This is a genomic window from Ruegeria sp. AD11(2025) (assembly GCF_056542405.1).
The window spans coordinates 73,924-94,005 of record NZ_JBQFZU010000016.1 but is presented as its reverse complement, the minus strand read 5'-3'; the positions used below and the strand labels follow the sequence as shown (position 1 = coordinate 94,005).

General features: G+C 58.9%; 23 protein-coding genes. 9 read left to right on the top strand and 14 right to left on the bottom strand.

All coding sequences use genetic code 11. The annotated features are described in order from the left end of the window. Window positions 1-27: 27 nt before the first annotated feature. Window positions 28-837, bottom strand: coding sequence for a DUF6473 family protein (locus tag ACR1XY_RS15880; RefSeq protein ID WP_480594584.1), 810 nt, complete (start codon window positions 835-837; stop codon window positions 28-30). Window positions 838-1,001: 164 nt separating this feature from the next. Here ACR1XY_RS15880 and ACR1XY_RS15875 point away from each other — a divergent pair, with 164 nt between their 5' ends. Continuing rightward, a complete protein-coding gene (locus tag ACR1XY_RS15875; protein ID WP_170328295.1) occupies window positions 1,002-1,877 on the top strand; it encodes a 3-hydroxybutyryl-CoA dehydrogenase in 876 nt (291 codons plus the stop codon). A 75-nt stretch (window positions 1,878-1,952) separates the two neighbouring features. Here the strand turns inward: ACR1XY_RS15875 and ACR1XY_RS15870 are convergent, their stop codons facing one another. From ACR1XY_RS15870 to ACR1XY_RS15840, 7 genes are read right to left on the bottom strand one after another with little or no spacing between them, the layout of a single operon-like run. Then, a complete protein-coding gene (locus tag ACR1XY_RS15870; RefSeq protein ID WP_480594583.1) occupies window positions 1,953-2,852 on the bottom strand; it encodes a lysophospholipid acyltransferase family protein in 900 nt (299 codons plus the stop codon). 39 nt (window positions 2,853-2,891) lie between these two features. Continuing rightward, window positions 2,892-3,161, bottom strand: coding sequence for an HPr family phosphocarrier protein (locus tag ACR1XY_RS15865; protein ID WP_170328297.1), 270 nt, complete (start codon window positions 3,159-3,161; stop codon window positions 2,892-2,894). A 2-nt stretch (window positions 3,162-3,163) separates the two neighbouring features. Next, entirely contained in the window at window positions 3,164-3,571 is a 408-nt protein-coding gene (locus tag ACR1XY_RS15860; protein WP_480594582.1) for a PTS sugar transporter subunit IIA, read from the bottom strand. Next, window positions 3,568-4,449, bottom strand: coding sequence for an RNase adapter RapZ (rapZ, locus tag ACR1XY_RS15855; protein WP_480594581.1), 882 nt, complete (start codon window positions 4,447-4,449; stop codon window positions 3,568-3,570). Before rapZ ends, ACR1XY_RS15860 begins: the two co-directional genes overlap by 4 nt. Continuing rightward, window positions 4,446-4,916, bottom strand: a complete 471-nt coding sequence (locus ACR1XY_RS15850; protein ID WP_480594580.1) for an HPr kinase/phosphorylase — start codon at window positions 4,914-4,916, stop codon at window positions 4,446-4,448. The genes rapZ and ACR1XY_RS15850 overlap by 4 nt, the downstream gene beginning before the upstream one ends. 4 nt (window positions 4,917-4,920) lie before the next feature. Beyond that, window positions 4,921-6,639 carry an ATP-binding protein gene (locus ACR1XY_RS15845; protein WP_480594579.1) on the bottom strand — a complete coding sequence of 573 codons (1,719 nt, stop codon included), beginning with the start codon at window positions 6,637-6,639 and terminating at the stop codon, window positions 4,921-4,923. A 32-nt stretch (window positions 6,640-6,671) separates the two neighbouring features. Further along, window positions 6,672-7,376: a response regulator transcription factor gene (locus tag ACR1XY_RS15840; protein WP_480594578.1), complete on the bottom strand. Its 705-nt coding sequence runs from the start codon at window positions 7,374-7,376 to the stop codon at window positions 6,672-6,674. Window positions 7,377-7,723: 347 nt separating this feature from the next. On the opposite strand from ACR1XY_RS15840, the gene ACR1XY_RS15835 reads away from it, so the two are divergent. The 3 genes from ACR1XY_RS15835 to ACR1XY_RS15825 all read left to right on the top strand — a co-directional run bounded on the left by ACR1XY_RS15835 (window position 7,724) and on the right by ACR1XY_RS15825 (window position 10,554). Further along, window positions 7,724-9,322, top strand: coding sequence for a phosphoenolpyruvate carboxykinase (locus ACR1XY_RS15835; RefSeq protein ID WP_480594577.1), 1,599 nt, complete (start codon window positions 7,724-7,726; stop codon window positions 9,320-9,322). 362 nt (window positions 9,323-9,684) lie between these two features. Then, a complete protein-coding gene (locus ACR1XY_RS15830; RefSeq protein ID WP_170328304.1) occupies window positions 9,685-9,975 on the top strand; it encodes a hypothetical protein in 291 nt (96 codons plus the stop codon). Window positions 9,976-10,002: 27 nt separating this feature from the next. After that, window positions 10,003-10,554 (top strand): hypothetical protein, encoded by a 552-nt coding sequence (locus ACR1XY_RS15825; RefSeq protein ID WP_480594575.1) that lies wholly within the window; start codon window positions 10,003-10,005, stop codon window positions 10,552-10,554. Here ACR1XY_RS15825 and ACR1XY_RS15820 read toward each other — a convergent pair. Continuing rightward, entirely contained in the window at window positions 10,551-11,315 is a 765-nt protein-coding gene (locus tag ACR1XY_RS15820) for a sulfite exporter TauE/SafE family protein (protein ID WP_480594574.1), read from the bottom strand. The genes ACR1XY_RS15825 and ACR1XY_RS15820 overlap by 4 nt on opposite strands. A 145-nt stretch (window positions 11,316-11,460) precedes the next feature. Here ACR1XY_RS15820 and ACR1XY_RS15815 point away from each other — a divergent pair, with 145 nt between their 5' ends. From ACR1XY_RS15815 to ACR1XY_RS15805, 3 genes are all read left to right on the top strand, one after another. Then, window positions 11,461-13,152: an acyl-CoA dehydrogenase family protein gene (locus ACR1XY_RS15815; RefSeq protein ID WP_480594573.1), complete on the top strand. Its 1,692-nt coding sequence runs from the start codon at window positions 11,461-11,463 to the stop codon at window positions 13,150-13,152. Between the two features lie 159 nt (window positions 13,153-13,311). Continuing rightward, window positions 13,312-13,866 (top strand): hypothetical protein, encoded by a 555-nt coding sequence (locus tag ACR1XY_RS15810; protein ID WP_480594571.1) that lies wholly within the window; start codon window positions 13,312-13,314, stop codon window positions 13,864-13,866. Between the two features lie 38 nt (window positions 13,867-13,904). Beyond that, a complete protein-coding gene (locus ACR1XY_RS15805) occupies window positions 13,905-14,297 on the top strand; it encodes an META domain-containing protein (RefSeq protein ID WP_480594570.1) in 393 nt (130 codons plus the stop codon). Here the strand turns inward: ACR1XY_RS15805 and recO are convergent. Next, a complete protein-coding gene (gene recO / locus ACR1XY_RS15800) occupies window positions 14,281-15,006 on the bottom strand; it encodes a DNA repair protein RecO (protein WP_480594569.1) in 726 nt (241 codons plus the stop codon). The two genes, ACR1XY_RS15805 and recO, sit on opposite strands and share 17 nt — an antisense overlap. 223 nt (window positions 15,007-15,229) lie before the next feature. Between recO and ACR1XY_RS15795 the strand changes: the two genes are divergently transcribed. After that, a complete protein-coding gene (locus ACR1XY_RS15795) occupies window positions 15,230-15,619 on the top strand; it encodes a VOC family protein (RefSeq protein WP_480594568.1) in 390 nt (129 codons plus the stop codon). Between the two features lie 49 nt (window positions 15,620-15,668). Here ACR1XY_RS15795 and ACR1XY_RS15790 read toward each other — a convergent pair whose 3' ends face one another. Both ACR1XY_RS15790 and era read right to left on the bottom strand, forming a co-directional pair. Next, window positions 15,669-15,998, bottom strand: coding sequence for a DUF1491 family protein (locus ACR1XY_RS15790; protein ID WP_480594567.1), 330 nt, complete (start codon window positions 15,996-15,998; stop codon window positions 15,669-15,671). Then, entirely contained in the window at window positions 15,995-16,903 is a 909-nt protein-coding gene (gene era, locus ACR1XY_RS15785; RefSeq protein ID WP_480594566.1) for a GTPase Era, read from the bottom strand. The genes ACR1XY_RS15790 and era overlap by 4 nt, the downstream gene beginning before the upstream one ends. A gap of 156 nt (window positions 16,904-17,059) precedes the next feature. On the opposite strand from era, the gene ACR1XY_RS15780 reads away from it, so the two are divergent. Further along, window positions 17,060-18,436 carry a multicopper oxidase family protein gene (locus tag ACR1XY_RS15780; RefSeq protein ID WP_480594565.1) on the top strand — a complete coding sequence of 459 codons (1,377 nt, stop codon included), beginning with the start codon at window positions 17,060-17,062 and terminating at the stop codon, window positions 18,434-18,436. A 124-nt stretch (window positions 18,437-18,560) separates the two neighbouring features. Here ACR1XY_RS15780 and rnc read toward each other — a convergent pair whose 3' ends face one another. After that, entirely contained in the window at window positions 18,561-19,241 is a 681-nt protein-coding gene (rnc, locus tag ACR1XY_RS15775) for a ribonuclease III (protein ID WP_480594564.1), read from the bottom strand. Further along, a complete protein-coding gene (gene lepB / locus ACR1XY_RS15770; protein WP_480594563.1) occupies window positions 19,238-20,077 on the bottom strand; it encodes a signal peptidase I in 840 nt (279 codons plus the stop codon). The genes rnc and lepB overlap by 4 nt, the downstream gene beginning before the upstream one ends. Window positions 20,078-20,082: the final 5 nt, after the last annotated feature.

The following is a 20,082-nucleotide window of genomic DNA, read 5'->3' as shown; positions in this document are numbered from 1 at the left end:
GAAGGCCCGCCTATTGGCGGGCCTTTTTCAGTTCAGGTTCCGAATCGGGCCAACTAGTGCATCAGCGATTGCCTTATGCGCCGCCGGGCCGATCATATGCTCAGCCATCGGCTGTTGCAGCGTGCCGAACAGCATATCCTCAAGCTCATCGGATTGACCGGACACATGGGCCGCAACCTCGACGCAGTCGGCGGTGTGCGATCGGACGGCCTCCAACATCTCAGCCGTAACCGTGACCGGCACCCTCTGACTGTCGTTGTCCTGCAGGACGCGAAGGCCCAGAAGAATGACCGGAATCTCAAGCCTACCCAGCAGGTCGCTGGTTTTTCGAACCCAGTTGCGGCGCAACTCCTCGGCTACAACCTCGAAACGGGCATCCTGACAGCCCTGCAGCAGGCGCATCAGGTGGCACACGAAATGGACATCGGCAAAATCCACCTCAGGGTACAGACCGATCAGATCCCGCGTTGGCGCCAGCACCCGGTCATTGCGCCGGGGGTGGACGCTGTAGAAGTGATTCGACTGGCTCAGAACGCCCGGAGCTTGCAAAATACACAGCTCTGCCCCGTTCAGCAGCGAGAACAGCCCCGCATCACCGCAGAGCGCGTCCAGCCCGCAGAACAGACTGCCCAGATTCAAACACCTACGGTCAAGCCGGTCTTCAAGAATCGCCGCAAAGGGTCGCTCGACAAACCGTCCATAGGTCTCATCCCCGCCAGCGCAAACCATATAGGCCGTGTCCAACGACCGCTGTGGCCCGCGGAACCAAAGGCGCGATTCACGGTATTGGCATACGTCATGCCCGGCCCCCGCCGAGCCTGTTTGATGATAGCTCATAACACTCACCCATTTTTCACCCGATTGCCATCTTGCGGCCCCATGTCTTTAGAAAGTGCTAATGTGCGCATTTGAAGCAAATTGTATGGGCTCGATCCCCTTGCCGCCCCTACCGATCTGCCGATACTGTCCTTCTCAATCCCGAGACACAGAGGCATCAAAAAATGGATGTAAAATCAGTCGGAGTGATCGGCGCGGGCCAGATGGGAAATGGCATCGCCCATGTCCTGGCGCTGGCGGACTATGATGTCCTGCTCACCGATGTGAACCAGGACGCGCTGAACGCCGCCGTGGCGACGATCGAAGGCAATATGGCGCGCCAGGCCTCGCGCGGGAAAATCACGGATGACGCGATGCAGGCCGCGATGGGGCGGATCAAGACGACGCTGCAACTGCCGGAACTGGGCCAAACGGATCTGGTGATCGAAGCCGCCACCGAGCGTGAGACAATCAAACAGGCGATTTTTGAAGACTTGCAGCCGCATCTACAGCCGCACACGATTCTGACCTCAAACACCTCGTCCATCTCGATCACGCGTCTGGCCAGCCGTACGGACCGGCCGGAAAAGTTCATGGGTTTCCATTTCATGAACCCCGTGCCGGTGATGCAACTGGTCGAACTGATCCGCGGCATCGCCACGGATGAAGAGACCTTTGGCACCTGCAAGGCCGTGGTGGACCGTTTGGGCAAGACTGCCGCCAGCGCCGAGGATTTCCCCGCCTTTATCGTGAATCGCATCCTGATGCCGATGATCAACGAAGCGGTCTACACCCTGTATGAAGGTGTCGGAAATGTGCAGTCGATCGACCAGTCGATGAAGCTGGGCGCGAACCATCCAATGGGGCCATTGGAGTTGGCTGATTTCATTGGCCTGGACACTTGTCTGGCTATCATGAATGTGTTGCACGACGGGTTGGCCGACACCAAGTACCGCCCTTGCCCGCTACTGACCAAATATGTCGAAGCCGGGTGGCTGGGCCGCAAGACCGAACGTGGGTTCTATGATTACCGGGGCGAGGTTCCGGTTCCGACAAGGTAAGGCCGAGGGCCAGTCCGCCCGGTTACCATCCGGGCGCACCCCCCGGGGCATTTTTTTGCCCGATAAAAAAGCGGCTCAGCGTTTGAACGACTCGCCCAGCGACAGGGTATGCTTTCTGAGCCATGCCATGAAACCGCGCGGATCGCGTTCCAATAGCTGCATATCCTCGTCCGAGATCGGTTCACCGATGACAGGGGATTGCGGTTTGTTGCAGGAACGCACGATTTCATGCAGCAAAAGCCCCTGCCGCAGGATCGCAGACAGCTTGTTCGCGATCTGATAGGCGCGCGAGTTACTGCCGGGGAAATAGATCGGTACCACGCGGGCTCCAGACCGGCGGATCATCTTGGCGGTGAACACGTTCCACTCCCGCTCTTGCGCCGGGCCGAACCAGTCATCCGATGACATCACCACACCCGATGGGAACAAGGCCACAACGCCACCCTCTTTCAGGTGGTCCATCGCCTTGCCGCGCATTTCCAGCATCTTGGTTTGCGCCTCGGGGTCATGCGGGAAGGGCACCGGGATCATGAAAGAGGTGGCGGCTTCGTCCAGGCCCGTCAGGACCGAACGGGTCAGAATACGATAGTCGCTGCGAACCCGACCGATCAGTTCAGCCAGAATCATGCCGTCGACCATACCGTGGGGATGGTTTGCCACTACGACCACAGGACCTTCTTTCGGGATACGCGCAAACTGCTCCTGCGGCGTGGTCAGGTTGATGCCCATGACCTCGAGCGCACCGCCCCAGAACCGCTGGCCGCGATAGTATTCGTTCTTTTTCTCAAACTTGTTGACCATGCGCAGGATGGTCAGCTTGCCCGTACACCATTCGATGGCGCGAATGGCTGTTGACGTCCAGGCATCATCGAACGAGTTCGCGTAGGTCAGGGTTCTACGGTCGTAGATTTCGCCCTGATCCGCTGTCCCATCCACAATCGGGCCTGTCTTGGTCTCGTGCGTCGTTTCCGCCAATTCCTGGTCTTCCCGTTCTTCGTAGCCCGGCCGATGGGATCAGAAACCTTCCCCGAACTTGTCGTTCACCAGAGTTTCCAAAGCATCAGCCAACGCCTCAGCATCCGGTCCGGACGTCTCGACGTCAATAGTCGTTCCGCGCGAGGCTGCCAACATCAAAAGGCCCATAATACTGTCGCCCGATGCAGAAAAGCCGTCCTTGGACACTTCGGCCTGTGCGTCAAAGCCCTCGACCACCTCAACCAGCTTGGCCGAGGCGCGGGCGTGCAGACCTTTTTCATTAATGATTTTCAAGCTTCGATTGGTCATTCTTAATCAATCCGGTCTTCTTCCAACGTCACATTTTGCGCATTGATATATTTGCGTCCAGCCTCCATCGCCTGCCGCACGGCATCCGCGATGGGTAGGTGGCGGGTTTTGGCCAATTTAATCAACATAGGCAGATTTGCACCGTAAAGAATTCGGCGATCCTGCGGCGCACAGGCTCGCAGACTCAAATTCGACGGGCTGCCTCCGAACAGATCTGTCACGACAACAACGCCATCTCCGGCATCAACGCTGTCGGCGGCCGCACAAATTTCGGCCTGTTTGGCCTCGCGATCATGATCGGGTTCGATCGATATGGCAACGAGGCCGGGTTGTTTTCCGACCACATGCTGCATGGCGGCCAGGTATTCCTGCGCCAGCCCACCATGTGCTACGAGTACAATCCCGATCAATCCGGCCTCACATTCAACGATCGACGTTCCATTTCGCGGTGCCTAATTGCCACTTGCTGCCCCTCCTCTGCAAGTGCCTTTGCAACTGCTTCGGCCATGGCCACCGATCTGTGTTGCCCTCCGGTACATCCAAAGGCCACGGACAGGTGCGCTTTGCCTTCGGCCCGGAAGGTCGGCAACAAGAGTTTAAGTAGGTCAACCACCCGGTCAAAAAACGGTGCGTAGTTTGTATCCGACTGAACATAGCGCGCCACATCCGGGTTTCGACCATCTTCTGCTCGCAACTCAGGTCGCCAGTAGGGATTGGCCAGAAACCGACAGTCGAACACCATGTCCAAACCCCGCGGCAGGCCGCGCTTGTACGAGAAAGACTCGATAGCCACCGCCAGATGCCGCCCGCCCTGTGGGGCGAACCAGCGCTCGACCTCTTCACGCAGTTGGTGGACGTTCAATGGGCTAGTGTCGATCAGGATATCGGCGATTTCGCGGATCGGGGCCAGCAGTTCCTTTTCCTGCCGCACACCGGTTGCCGGGCTGGCATCTGCCGCAACCGGGTGGCGGCGGCGGGTTTCCGAGAATCGCCGCAGCAGCACGTCGTCGCTGCAATCCAGGTACAGCGTCGTCAGATCAACCTGCTCCATTCGCCGCAACCTGACGGCCAGTTCGATAAAACCCGTGGTCGAGAAATCACGGTTGCGGGCGTCGATGCCCAGCGCCATCGGACGATCGCTTTGCGGGCCTTCCAGCAGGCGCATCAAAAGACCCATCGGCAAGTTGTCGATGGCCTCAAAACCCAGATCTTCAAGAACACGTATTGCTGTCGAGCGGCCCGCGCCCGAGGGGCCGGTCACCAGGACGATGCGCCGTTGCGTTGTCATGTGCTGGGCCATTCCGGGTCCACGCGCCCCATCTTCAACAATTGCATAAGTGCCGCGGCCAAATTGGGTACACCTGCCGCCCGAAGCAAGGGAACAGTTTGCCTCAGCACCACGGTTTTTACCGGTTCCGGCAGACGTGCCGGTTCGCTCTGATCAAGGTCCACTACATAGCTGACCGGCACCGCCCCTGCAGCCTGTGCGCGAAGCAAGCCAATGCCGCGCGCCTCAATCAACCCTCGCAGATTCGGGGCGGCATCAGCCATGACTCCCTCACCGACCATACGCAGGTCTATCCGGTCGTCGCCAACCAACGACGCCCCAAGCCCCAGCATTTGCAGTGCCAAGGTTGATTTCCCCACCCCCGATCGCCCCAGGATCAGCGCGCCCCGTCCTTCGACGGCAACACATGTGGCGTGGAGTATGGCGGTGTCCTGATGCTGGATACCCTCGAGGATCTGACTGCGCATACGCTTACACAGGCAGACCCACGACGAAACGCGCGCCTTGCGGATCCGACGTGATGTCCGCTTCGGTCGGGCGGATGTTCTCGGCCCAGATCACGCCGCCATGCGCCTCGACAATCTGCTTCGAGATTGCCAGCCCAAGACCCGAGTTGTTGCCGAAGTGCTCGGCCGGGCGCTGCGAATAGAACCGCTTGAAAATTTTGGTCAACGCCTGTTCCGGAATGCCAGGGCCAGTATCCTCGACTACGATCAGAACGCGATTTTCACGCCGCCGCACCCACACCCGGATTGCGTCGCTTTCTTCGCAGAAGGAAATTGCGTTGGTGATCAGGTTGACAAAAACCTGCGCAAGGCGCGCTTCAAGCCCGTTGATTGTGATCGGCTTGGACGGCAGGTCGGTGATATAGTCGATACCTTTGGCGCGGGCGTCCTCACCCAGAAACTGGCTGATATTGCCCAACAGTTTGAGCAGATCGAAAGGCTGTTCCTCTTCCTTGACAAGTTCGGCATCCAGCCGGGACGCGTTCGAGATATCACTGACCAGACGGTCCAGCCGCCGCACGTCATGTTCGATCACGCCCAGCAGCTTGTCGCGCTGATCGTCGCGCTTGACCATGCGCAGAGTACCCACCGCCGATTGCAGACTAGCCAGCGGATTCTTGATCTCGTGTGCCACATCGGCCGCGAACTGTTCGTTTGCATCAATACGATTGTAAAGCGCCGTCACCATCCCGCGCAGCGCACGGCTGAGGCGTCCGATTTCGTCCGGACGTGCGCTGAGGTCGGGGATTCGAATACGGCCCGGATTGACCCCGGCGCCCCGGTCCTTGCCCATTTCAGCAGCGGCTGCAAGATCGGCCAGAGGGTTGGCGATGGTCGAGGCCAGTACAAGGCTAAGCCCGATAGACACCAGCAGCGCTACAATAAACATCTGAAGAATGCGCTCCTGTTCTCGCCGGGCCAGCGCGTCAATCTCACCGGCGGGGCCAGCCATGGCCACTGCTCCAACCGGCTCTGCCTCCAGCAGGATTGGCGCCGCGCCAACGATGACGGTTTTACCCATGTCGTCCTGCACGGCCTGCACCTGCATCTGACCCTGCAGCGCTTGTGGAATGATTTCCTGCACCCTTTGCGCAAGGGTCGGTGCATCAGTGTCGACCCCGCCCGCAAAAACCCGGGACAAACCGGTCCAGACTGCGTTCAGCGCGTCGCTGATCAGTGTGCTGCCGGTCTGAACCTCGGATTCAGCCCTGAGAAGAACCGGCATTTGCGATAAGGTCGATGCCCCCCGGGTCCAGCCAATCAGAGTGCCACCACTATCATAGACAAAGACCTCACCTCCGTCAGGAAGGCTGAGGCCCGCAAGCGTGTCTTTCACGTTCAGCGCCGCCGTTTCCGAAGAACCCGCGGCCTGATTCTGACGCAGCTGGGCCTCGAACACGTTGCTGACCAGTTGCGCATCCCCAATCAGGTTGCGCGCGGTCTGCTGAACCTGTTCCTCACGGGAATCGTCAAGATACAGCAACCCGGTGACAAGGATCACCAGCGCGATCAGGTTCAAAGTGATAATCTTCCGTGCCAGCGGAGAGCCGCGCAACGAAAACAGGTTGCGCCGACGACGCGAGGCGCGCAGCTCGGCCGACTCCGGATCCTGCGGGATGACCCAATCATCCCCCAGAACGACATCACCGTCCCGTACTTCGATGGCTTGTTCCGTATCGCGCACCAGATCCGGTTACCCTTTTTCAGCGGCTACGCTTATTCTTCGTTATACCTGTATCCGATGCCATACAGCGTTTCGATGGCCGAAAACTCGGGATCTGCTGCCCGCATCTTTTTACGCAGCCGTTTGATATGGCTGTCAATGGTCCGGTCATCCACATAAACCTGATCGTCATAGGCAACGTCCATCAACTGATCGCGACTTTTCACGAAACCCGGGCGCTGCGCCAGCGCCTGAAGCAGCAGGAACTCGGTCACAGTCAGAGAGACTTCCGCACCCTTCCAGCTGACCGCATGGCGCAACGGGTCCATTCGCAGATCGCCCCGCTCCATCACCTTGGTGTCGCCAGTATTGGAATTGGTGACATCGCCCGAATTCGCCTCTTGTCGACGCAGCAGCGCGCGAATGCGTTCGACCAGCAAACGCTGCGAGAACGGCTTTTTCACATAGTCATCTGCGCCCATGCGCAGACCCAACACCTCGTCGATCTCATCATCTTTCGAGGTCAGAAAAATAACTGGCATCTGGGTTTTCTGCCGCAGCCGTTGCAGCAGGTCCATGCCGTCCATCCTTGGCATCTTTATATCCAGCACGGCCATATCGGGCAGTTTTTTATTGAATGCATCCAGGGCCGCTTGCCCATCATTATAGGTTTCGACCTCGAATCCTTCGGCTTCAAGTGTCATGGACACAGACGTCAGGATATTTCTGTCGTCGTCCACTAGTGCAATCTTTGACATCGGGATTACCCCTATTCCTGCTCACTCACGCAATATTTCGCTTATTAGTAGGGCATCTTTGTCGATTTTGTGGCCGCGAATCAATCCGTATCTGCGAATCGCTCGTTTCTTGTCACACAGTTGCGGCAAAAAAGCCGTTTATCCGCGCAGAAAAGCGCCTTGTCTTTAGACATAAGAATCGTGATGGCGCTAAACCTTTGCTTGGTTGCGCTAACTACGCCAAACCTACCTGTTCATGCCCCAAATGACCGTGATAAGAGGCGCCCAGCCGCCGGACTTTCCCGGCACACTGCCCCAAGAGCGCACGTGGCCCAACCGCCGCAGCGCCGCCACAGGAGAAGACACACATGACATCTGGACGGGTTAACCCGCAATTCCGCCTCGAAGATCAGGGCATCGAGGGTCTGGGAAATGTCTATTACAACTTCATGGAACCGGCGCTGATCGAAGAGGCGCTGAAGCGCGGCGAAGGCACACTTGGCAATGGCGGTGCCTTTCTGGTCACCACCGGCAAGTTCACCGGCCGCTCTCCCAAGGACAAACACGTCGTCAAAACCGACAGCGTTGCCGACACTATCTGGTGGGAAAACAACGCCGCGATGAGCCCCGGGGGCTTCGACGCGTTGTACGAAGATATGCTGGCACACATGAAAGGCCGCGACTATTTTGTGCAAGACCTCGTCGGCGGCGCCGATCCGGCTTATTCTATCAACGTGCGTATGGTCACCGAACTGGCCTGGCACAACCTGTTCATCCGCCACCTGCTGCGCCGTCCGGATCGTGAAGATCTGAACGAGTTTACCGCAGACTTCACCATCATCAACTGCCCCAGCTTCAAAGCCGACCCGGCCAAGCACAACTGCCGCAGTGAGACTGTGATTGCGCTGAACTTCGACCGCAAAATGATCCTGATCGGCGGCACCGAGTATGCTGGCGAAAACAAGAAGTCGGTCTTTACCCTGCTGAACTACATGCTGCCGGAAAAAGGCGTGATGCCGATGCACTGCTCGGCCAACCACGCCGTTGGCAACCCGGTCGACACCGCGGTGTTCTTTGGTCTTTCGGGCACCGGTAAGACCACCCTGTCGGCCGATCCCTCGCGCATCCTGATCGGCGACGACGAACATGGCTGGTCGGATCGCGGTACCTTCAACTTCGAAGGCGGCTGCTACGCCAAGACGATCAACCTGAACGCCGAGGCTGAGCCGGAAATCTACGCGACCACCAGCAAGTTCGGCACAGTGATCGAGAACATGGTTTTCGATCCCGAAACCAAGGAATTGGATTTCGACGATGACTCCCTGACCGCGAACATGCGCTGCGCCTATCCGCTGGAGTACATCTCAAACGCCTCAAGCAGCGCTCTTGGAGGTCACCCCAAGAACATCATCATGCTGACCTGTGATGCATTTGGTGTTCTGCCTCCGATCGCACGGCTGACACCGGCGCAGGCGATGTACCACTTTCTGTCGGGCTTCACTTCGAAGGTCGCCGGAACCGAGCGGGGCATCACCGAGCCACAGCCCACCTTTTCGACTTGTTTCGGCGCGCCGTTCATGCCGCGTCGGCCCGAGGCGTATGGCAACCTGTTACGCGACAAAATCGCCCAGCACGGCGCAACATGCTGGCTGGTGAACACCGGATGGACCGGTGGCGCCTATGGCGTTGGCTCGCGGATGCCGATTAAGGCAACCCGCGCCCTGCTGACCGCAGCGCTGGACGGGTCGCTGCGCGACGCCGAATTCCGCAAGGACGCCAATTTCGGCTTTGACGTGCCTGTATCGGTGCCCGGCGTGGCCGAGGTTCTGCTGGACCCGCGCCGCACCTGGGACGATCAGGCCGCGTTCGACAAACAGGCGGAGAAGCTGGTGCAGATGTTCGCCGAGAACTTCGAACAGTATCTGCCCTTCATCGACGAAGATATCAAAGCCGTCGCAATCGGCTAACAAGAAAAGGGGGGCGGTTTCGCCCCCCTTACTTTTGATACCCCGCCACGAAGAAATCTCCCCTAGGTTGCATTATGCACAACACGGTTGCAAATGCGTTGCCCGAGAACGTTTCATGGGGTAATTGATGACGTCATTATGACGAAAAAGCCCGGCGCAATTCTGCACCGGACCTAACTTGAAAAAACCTTGGGGTGGCTCGAGCAGACGATCACATCAGCAAATTGAGCAACCTAATCAAATACGTACTGTATTACAAAGGGGAAAAGTGTCAAGGTGAGACGCGCTGAAATCACTCAACTCAGCTTGTCAAACGGTGTCGCGGAACTGCGGCTGATGGCGCTTAAAACGATGGGTAGAATATGACTGAAATCTCGAAACTGACCGAATTGCGCAAGCTGATGCAAAGCATGGAGCGGACATTGGGGCTGGAGCAACTGTCTCCGGTTGAGCGCGATATTTACTACGCCGCCGAAGAGCTTTCCAAATCCGACGAAGAGGTGCGTACCTTCGGACTGATCGAGCACACTCTTGTTCAAAGCGTCTCGCGCCCGACGTTCTTTCGTGCGCTGAAATCCTTGGTGCAGAAAGGCTACCTGTCGCAAAGCGGCAGCGCCAACCGGGGCCGGTATATCGTTCATGCCCCCAAGTGATGCCTTGAACCTGCGCACAGGTAGCTGATGATCGACGTGCGCAGGTGGGCGATGGACACATTCTGTGCCTCGCTGGCATATATCGTGGCTTCGTACCTTACATTCCAGGTTCTGATGCCGCTTCAGAATGTGTTCTTTCCGGAATACCCAAGTCGGGCCAGTTTGCTTTTCCTTCCACACGGGGTGCGGGTTCTGTCGGCGTGGCTATTGGGATGGCGGGCGATCTTTGCCCTTCTGCCCGGCGTCTTTCTGGTCTTTGCCTTTCTCGGCGGCAGTGACGTGTTTCTACCAAGCCGGTTGATGGCAATCGTCATTGCCGTCACAACGGTACCAGCGGTGTTTTATCTGTTCAAATGGGTCGGGTGGGATCTGTTTCCCCGACCTAACCGCAATCCCTGCTGGTCCTGCGTCATGGGGGTCGGGATCGTAACGTCCTTCCTTGTCTCAGGCTTGACCAACCTGGCCTTTGGCAGCGCGCGCGTGGAATACGTCGCCTTTCTGATCGGAGATATCTCGGGCCTGTTTTTCCTGATGCTGGGTCTATACTTCACCTTTCGGTTTGCCGACCGCCACAACTAGCCGATCAGTCCGCGCCGCAGAAGGTTCATGCCTGCAACCAGCAGAACCAGCAGCGTCACCTTGCGAAACACCGCCTGATCGATGCGTGACTGCAACCCCAACCCGATCCACATCCCAGTTAACGCCGGGAGGATCAGCACTGCCGAAAACGGCACCGTCTCGGCCCGCAGGATGCCTGAGCCCAGATGCGCCAGCATCAGCGCCACCGCCCCTAAACCGTATATCACCCCCTGCACGCGCATCTGCATCGCTTTGGGTGTGTTCAGCGCAGTCAGATAGGCAACAGTCGGCGGCCCCCAGATGCCCGACATCCCGCCGACAAACCCTGCAACCGCGCCGATCCCAACCTCAATCCGTGCAGACGGTTTACCCAGGGACAGTTTTGCCCCCAGCACCTGAATCAACGCGAAAAACGTGACCGGAATGCCGATCATAAGCAAAAAGGTTCGGGCGGGCACGGCGCTGACCAACTGTGCGCCGAGCAGCAGGAACACAAGCCCGACCATCAGAAATATCCGGAATTGTTTGATTGCCGAGACAGCGGCAGGCACGCCCTCGCGCAGGGCCTGAACGCTGTTGGTCACCAGCGTCGGCAGGATCAGTCCGGCAATCGCCAGATCGGGCGGCAGGAACATGCTAAGTCCGGACACCAGAACCATCGGCATCGCAAAACCGACTATGCCCTTGACCCACCCCGCCACAAAGGCGACGACCAGAGCCAGCATCAGATCTTGCGGAGTGAGTAACGAAAACAGGGTCATACGCCCGTGATATCACTCTTGGCGTGTGCTGCACTGCAAAATCGTCAAAGCAATTTTCGAACTTTTTAGCCGCACTTCACGTATTTTTGTTGCGCTGCACGTGCAGCATGATATGACCGAACGACATCAGAGAAGGACCTGATTCATGGCCCATGACGGACACGATATGACCCAGATGACAACATCCGCGATTTTGCCCGAACTTCTGACGCTGACCCGTGCCGCCCTACCCGCGGTCGAAACCGTGTTCGAGCGCGCCCGCGAAACGGTTCGTGAGATGGTCACACAAGATGGCCGTGTTTCTGGCGCGCTGATCGAGGCAAACCAGACCGCCGCGCATGGCCTGGCCTGGCTGGCGACATACAACCAGTCTCTGCAACAGATGCAACGTTGGGCCGATGCGCTGGAGGCGGACGGCAAGTTGGGTGAGATGGAGCAACTGCTGCACCAGATCGCCTTTGGTGAATACCTGCATCAGGTCGCAGGCGGCATCCCAATGAACCAGGGCGAGGTTGTGCGCCTGCAGGATATGGGCCTTGGCTGGGACGCGCTGTCCGGCTTCCAATGCACCGAAGTGCAGACGCTGATGACACAGGCAAACTCCCAGGCCGCCCGTACGCGTCTGGTCGCGCTGATGGAAGATCAGGCCGGCGCGACCATGTTCGGAGCCTCGGGTCTGGATGAAGAACTGGAAATGATCCGCGACCAGTTCCGCCGTTACGCGCAGGAAAAGGTCGAGCCCAACGCGCATGACTGGCACCTCAAGGACGAACTGATCCCGATCGAAATCATCGAAGAACTGGCCGAGATGGGTGTATTCGGCCTGACCATCCCTGAGGAATTCGGCGGCTTTGGCCTGTCCAAAGCCTCGATGTGTGTGGTCTCCGAAGAGCTGTCGCGCGGTTATATCGGCGTCGGCTCGCTGGGCACCCGGTCCGAGATTGCGGCTGAGCTGATCATCGCGGGCGGTACTGACGAGCAGAAAGCCAACTGGCTGCCGAAACTGGCCAGCGCGGAAATTCTGCCGACCGCCGTGTTCACCGAACCCAACACCGGTTCAGACCTTGGCAGCCTGCGTACACGCGCGGTCAAGAACGCGGACGGGGATTATGAGATTACTGGCAACAAGACATGGATTACCCATGCGGCACGCACCCATGTGATGACCCTGCTCGCGCGCACCAACCCCGACAGCACCGACCATCGCGGCCTGTCCATGTTCCTCGCTGAAAAAACGCCGGGCACGGACGAGAACCCCTTCCCCACCCCCGGCATGACCGGCGGGGAGATCGAGGTTCTGGGCTATCGCGGCATGAAGGAATACGAGCTTGGCTTTGACGGTTTCAAGGTCAAGGGCGAGAACCTGTTGGGTGGTGAAGAAGGCAAAGGCTTCAAACAGCTTATGGAAACCTTCGAGAGCGCCCGCATTCAGACCGCAGCCCGTGCTATCGGCGTGGCGCAAAGCGCACTGGATATCGCCATGCAGTACGCGCAGGATCGTAAGCAGTTTGGCAAATCGCTGATTAACTTCCCTCGCGTGTCCGGCAAGCTGGCTATGATGGCGGTTGAGATCATGATTGCGCGCCAGCTGACCTATTTCTCGGCCTGGGAAAAGGATCATGGCCAGCGTTGCGACCTTGAGGCCGGAATGGCCAAATTGCTTGGCGCGCGGGTGGCATGGGCGGCTGCGGATAACGGTCTGCAGATCCATGGCGGCAACGGTTTTGCGCTGGAATACAAGATCAGCCGCGTCCTGTGCGATGCGCGCATTCTGAACATTTTCGAAGGGGCTGCCGAAATTCAGGCACAGGTCATCGCGCGGCGTTTGCTGGGCTGACCTTTCTCGGCATTCCTGTTTCCCCGACTGGCCCGGCCTTTGTGCCGGGTCTTTTTCAGTTAGGCGCCGGTTGTGATCCGCCGACCCGTGAACTTCCCCTTTGATCTCTGACGGCAACCCGGTTACAGCACCTTGCGCTTCAAAAGAACGGCATCCGGAATGACCAGACGACTTTTCGCACTTTGGGCGGTCCTTGCAGCCCTCACTCTGGGCGGCTGCGCCAAGACACAGCCGACCGCCACACAAAACGATATCGACGATCTTGCACAGGCCTTTCGATCCCTCGACCCGAAAGTCGACCCGACCGAGGCGCAACAGGCCGCCACAATCGCCTATACCTACTCGCAACAGTTGAAGCACGAATGGAACGTCACCGACCCGGCCATCATTCACAACGCCAAAGTCATCAACGGCTTTCGCGAAAAGGGTCTGTGCAATGACTGGGCGCAAGCCATGACCACGCGCCTGCGGCAGGCAAATTTCCGTACACTGGACGTGCACTGGGCCACATCTCCGCCGACAGAATTTCGGATCATCCACCACTCGGGTCTGATTAGCGCCAAGGGGGAGTCGATGTATGAAGGGATCATCCTTGATCCGTGGCGTGCAAGTGGCGCGCTGACATGGGCACCGGTGCGAGAGGACACCCGGTACAACTGGCGTCCTCGTCTGGACGTACGGGAGGAGTTGATCAGCGGCGAACTCCCCTACTAGCGGTTCCGTCGACCGCCCTGCTGCGCTAAGACCGACCTATGACACGCCTGATCCTGACCCTGCCCCTGCTCGCCCTGTTTCAATGCGACAAGGATGAGACGGTTGCCGCCTACGGCGCAGCGCAGCGGACATGGGCGCTGCAAGAGATCGACGGTCAACCATTCGAAGCCAGCGCCCTGCTGCGCTTTCCCGAGAAAGGCAGGATCGAAGGCAACGCGCCCTGCAATAGCTACAGCGGCACACTGAACGCGCCCTACCCCTGGTTCGAGATCGCGGATTTGGCCGCCACCCGCGCCGCCTGTTCCGGACTTGAGGACGAGGGATTCTACTTCGCCGCCCTCATGGCCATGACTCAATCTGAGGTATCAGGTGATGTGCTGATCCTGAGCAACGAAGATGGGCACGAGATGGTGTTCACAGCCGTCGAATAAACTGATCCACAAACCGAGCCCGCGCCTCGGGCAGCGGATAGTGACCCAGCGAGGGCGCAACCCTGTGTTCCAAAAAGTACCCGGTCGCCCGCATCGCCTCGGCGATCTCGGCATCCGGCGCAGCCCCTTCGCCACGCAAGCAGGGCGGTAGCGGCAACAGCTTTTCCGCCCACTCCCCCGCACCTTGAACGCTGACGGCCCGGCCGGTCTTGGGTGAGACATAGACCAAATCCTCGGTCGCCCCTGTCACCGCACAGGCAGACAGGTCCAGACCAAAGCCCAACTCCTCAAGCAGCGCCAGTTCCCAGCGCAGGTAGGCCAGCGGCCAAATATCGTCCTGACCTAGCAGATCCATCAGTTGCTCGGTCTGCTTGTAAATTGCCGGGTGCGGTTCCCGTTCCGGCAAGCAGAACGACAACAACGACACCACTGCATTTAGCCCGGCCAGCGCCAACCGCCCCGAAAACGCCGCTGCTGCCCGAGACCGCAAGGGTTCCACCTGAAACGTCCCGATATGCTCTTCAAGCCGCGCGCGCCACGACACATCCAGCTGCGCGCCGGGCTGCAGGATTGGCGCAATCTTGCGGCTGGTTCCGCCGCGCACAACACCGGCATGGCGCCCATGACCTTCGGTGAAGACCTCGATAATCGCCGCCGTTTCACCGTGGCGGCGGGAGGTCAGAAGTATGCCATGATCGCGCCAGTCCAAAATTGGCTCCGTTAAGTCCGTGGATCAGTGTGCAGAAAATCTTAAGGCAGTTGCGCGTGCAAGGTACAAACTGGCTCAGGTGCATAAACACTAACGGCAATCTGCCGAACGCCAACCACATTTGCGGTTGAAGGTCGTTTATGCAACACGGCAGAAACACATTGCATGCGACTAAGACACACATTAATGTTCCCCTTACGTTCCAGATGTCAGGATTTAAAAAATGTCACTGAACTATGTTATGCTCGGTTCAAACGATGTCGCTAATGCCCGCACCTTCTACGACGCGGTCATGGCCGGAATTGGCGGCAAAGTCATTGCTGAATACATGCCATACGCCGTCTGCTATGAACTACGCGGCGGCGGGCGCGTCTGGGTTTCTGTGCCACACGATCAAAAAACGGCAACACCCGGAAACGGCAACATGGTCGGTTTGTTGTGCCAGAGCGAAGAAGAGGTGCGCGATGTCCATGCGGCGGCGCTGGCCAACGGCGGCGCCAACGAAGGCGATCCTGGCCCGCGCCCGCAGTATGGCCCGGATTTTTTTGGCGCATATGCCCGCGATCTGGATGGCAACAAGATGAGCTTTGTCTATTTTTCTGACGCGAGTTGATCGCATTTGCGCTCAGTAAACTGAATGGGTTTTGACTCCTCTTGAAGTGTCAATCCAACCCTTCTTCGCCCAGCAAATGCCGCCCTTGACTGTCCTCGACCTCGATCACCCAGAGGTCGGGGTCAAAGCTGCGCTGGCGTTGGATGGCGGTGTCCACATCGGCCTCGGGGCCGGAGGACAGTTCGACCCATTTGCGCTCGCCGCTCATCAGGTCAAAGCTGCGCTGGAAGGCTACCGCCTGACCGTCCAGCGTGTTCAGCTTGACCATTACTGCACCCGCCGTGTCGTCGCCATGGGTCACGACAAAGGCCGGTATCTCCTGAAAGCGGAGCCGTGCCAGATAGGCATGGACCCAGAATTCGGCCGTCAGGCGGCTCATGCGTTGCCGTCTTTGAAATCCAGACCCATTTCCGAATAGCGCTCGGATTCCTCCAGCCAGTTGGGCCGGACCTTGACCTGCAGGAACAGATGGATCTTGCGGTCGAGGAACTCTTCCAGCTCGGCCCGCGCCGCTTGGCTGACGGCCTTGATCGTCTCACCACGTTTGCCCAGAACGATGCCCTTGTGGCCGTCGCGCATGACATAGATGACCTGATCGATCTTGGCCGAGCCATCCTTGCGCTCTTCCCAGCTCTCGGTCTCGACGGTCAGTTGGTAGGGCAGTTCCTGATGCAGGCGCAGGGTCAGTTTCTCGCGCGTCATCTCGGCCGCGATCATGCGCAGGGGGAGATCGGCGATCTGGTCTTCGGGGTAGAGCCAGGGACCTTCGGGCAGTTCCGAAGCGAGCCATTTGCGCAGATCGTCAACGCCATGACCCTTTTCAGCGGAAATCATGAAGGTTTCAGAAAAGGGATAGCGCCCGTTCAGGTCGCTGGTCAGCGCGAGCAGCTTCTCGGAGGGTATCTTGTCGATCTTGTTGATCGCCAAAGCGATGGTGCGGCCCTGTCCGATCTCGTCCAGACCTTCGAGGATGCGTTCCACCCCTTCGGGGGTGCCACGATGCGCTTCGACCATCAACACAACGATATCGGCATCCGCGGCGCCACCCCAGGCGGCGGCAACCATGGCGCGGTCCAGTCGGCGGCGCGGTTTGAACAGGCCGGGGGTGTCCACGAAGACCAGCTGCGCATCGCCCTCCATCGCCACGCCGCGAATGCGGGCGCGGGTGGTCTGCACCTTGTGCGTCACGATCGAGACCTTGGCCCCGACCATGCGGTTCAGAAGGGTGGATTTGCCTGCGTTGGGCTCTCCGATCAGAGCGATAAATCCGGCGCGTGTGGTCATGTGTTATGCGATCCTGTTTGCAAGTGCGCACCCCTATAGCAGAAAGGTCCTTTGGACCAGAGGGATTTGTCGCATTGCGGTCATGCAGTTATGGTGACAGGACCACATCACGCCGTGCCAGATCCAGCCAGGCATTCCTTCTTCTATGAGGCGACAATGAAACGTCGTGAGTTTCTTTTCGGCAGCGGAGCCGCTACCGGTGCGTTGGGCTTGGGTGGCTTCGGACTGGCAGCCGACGCGCAGGAGCTGGTTGTGCAACCCGCCAGCTTTGTTCTGCGTTATCACGTGACCACCGGCATGATCAGCCTGTCGCCGGACGCGCCACCTCCGGTTCTCTATGGCAAACAGGGTGAGGCGATGCGCTTGCCGGTGCGTAATTCCCTGCCCGATTACACGGCGATGCACTGGCACGGGTTACGCGTTCCCAACAGCATGGACGGGGTGCCCTATCTGACCCAGATGCCGATCGGGCCGGGTGAAGTGTTCAACTATGAATTCACGCCTCCGGACGCGGGCACCTATTGGTACCACCCCCATTGCATGACGATGGAGCAAATGGCCCATGGTCTTACCGGCGTGATGGTGATTGCCGAGGCCGATTACCCTGGGTTTGACAGCGAGCAGGTAGTCAACCTTCGCGATTTCCGTCTGGATGATGACGGCTCTTTCCTGCCGGTCTACACAGCGCGTGGAGCAGCGCGGGCCGGTACATTCGGCAACGTCCAAACGGTGAATTGGCTGAGCGGCCCGGTCTATGATCACGCGGCAGGCAGTCTGGTGCGGCTGCGGGTGGTCAACACGGACACGACCCGTATCTACAAGATGCGTCTGGACGGCGCCGAGGCCCGGATCATCGCCTGGGACGGCCACCCGGTCGAAGTTGCGGTGCAGATGCCCAACGCAGAAGCCCCTCTGCTGGTTGGGCCCGGGCAAAGAGTGGACTTTGCGGTGCAGATGCCGGTGGGTGAGGGACAGACCGTTGACCTGATAGTAAAACTCCCAGGCCAACAGCATCAGGCGATGACCCGTTTGCGCGCGATTGGCGCGTCCGCGGCACGCGATCTGAACGAGTTGCACCCCTTGCCGGTGAACCCGGTGGCCAAACCCGATCTGAACAAGGCTGAGCTGCACGAATTCGTCTTCGGCTGGACGCCCGAGGGTGGTGAACCAACCAACGGGTTCTGTGGCTCGCTAGGCTATAACTTCTGGTCGATCAACCGGAAACCATGGCCCGGTGACGCGGCGCAGGGGGTTGGCCCGCTGGCGACGCTTGAGATGGGTAAAAGCTATGTCCTGCGTCTGCGTAACGAGTCGCCGAACCTACACCCGATCCATTTGCACGGGCTGGTCTTTATGCCCATCAAGTCAAACCTGCGCAGCTTGCCGCCGCTGAAGACAGACACAATGTTGCTGCTGAAGGATGAGGTCGTGGACATCGCTCTGGTTGCGGACAACCCTGGGGATTGGGCGTTCCATTGTCATGTGATCGAGCATCAGAAAACCGGGCTAACCGGGTTCATTCGGGTGGTCTGAGTCTCGAATTGGCTGCGCCAATTCGACCGGCAGGGGGCCGGCCCGCTAGCTCTGTTTTCGCCCGACCTCACCCCCGAGGCATGTGTAGCCAGATGAAGAAAGACCCCGTGGCAAACAGGGGCGGTTACTTCGACAGGCTTTCAAGCAAGGTCTTGGCCGCGGCCTGTTCGGCCTGACGTTTTGATCCCGCGGTTGCCTGTGCCTCGGTCCCGTCCTGCAAGCGGGCGGCGATGGTAAATACGGGTGCGTGATCCGGCCCGCTGCGTTTTATCTCGACATAGCTTGGCGGTTTCTGCCCCCGCGCCTGCGCCCATTCCTGAAGCGAGGTCTTGGCATCGCGGGCGTCCGCCTCGACCATGTGAATGCGATCGCCCCAGAGCGCAAGGATCACATCCCGCGCGGCCTCAAACCCAGCGTCACGGTAGATGGCAGCGATGACGGCCTCCATCGCGTCACCCAACAGGGCCTGTTTGCGACGGCCGCCAGACAGCATCTCGGACCGACCGAGTTTCAATACGGCGCCCAGATCAATTTGACGGGCGACGTCGGCGCAGGCTTCTTTGCGGACCAGAGCGTTGAAACGGGGGGCGAGCTGGCCTTCAGACGCTTTCTTGTCTGCCTCAAGCAGCGCGGTGGCCATGACCAGGCCCAGAACCCGGTCACCCAGGAACTCCAGCCGCTGGTTGTCGGGCCGGGTGGCCGAGGAGACGGATCCATGCGTCAATGCGCGCACAAGCAATTCGGGATTGGCGAATTCATACCCCAAACGCTGCTGAAACGCTTTTATTTCGGTCGAAAGCTTCAATTGACCGCCTTGAAGAACCGGTCGCCGCGCCATGTCCAGAAGAACAGCATCGACCGGCCTGCGGACGAGAACATGATCCGGTCGGCCCGACCGATCAAGTTTTCATAAGGCACATAACCCACTCCGCCAGCGGAAAGCGGCAGGCGACTGTCGCTGGAATTGTCGCGATTGTCCCCCATGAAGAAATAGTGACTTTCGGGCACGGTGTAGATGCCGGTATTGTCGGACGCCTGATTACCGATGTTCAGCACATCATAAGTGACGCCGTTAGGGAGGGTTTCAATCGACCTGGATTTTTCGCAAGCGCCGCCAACGCCCACCGGTCCGTTTTCACAGCGCGGGCGCAGGCGTTGCGGACCTTGCGGCGCTGCGGTTTCGGTGAAAACACCATCGGGTTTTTGCGGAACCGGCGTGCCGTTCAGGATGATCTGGCCGTCGCGGATCTGGATACGGTCACCCGGCAAGCCAATCAGGCGTTTGATATAGTCGCGCCCGGTAGCAGGGTGGCGAAAAACGATGACATCACCACGCTCGGGCTCTCCGCCCAGAAAGCGGGAATTCTCGTCGCCTTGCATCCAACCACAGATATCCTCGGCGTCGATATTCAGGCCGATTCGGGGGATGATCAGACTGGGGCAGGACGCGTAGGAATACCCATAGGCCATCTTGTTGACGAACAGGAAATCCCCGATCAGCAGGGTCTGTTTCATTGACCCCGAGGGGATCCAGAACGGCTGAAAGAACAGAGTGCGGAAAACGCCTGCAATTAGCAGGGCGTAGACGATGGTTTTAATCGTCTCCCATACGGGATTTCCGGTTTTGACGTCCTCGGCCATACTGC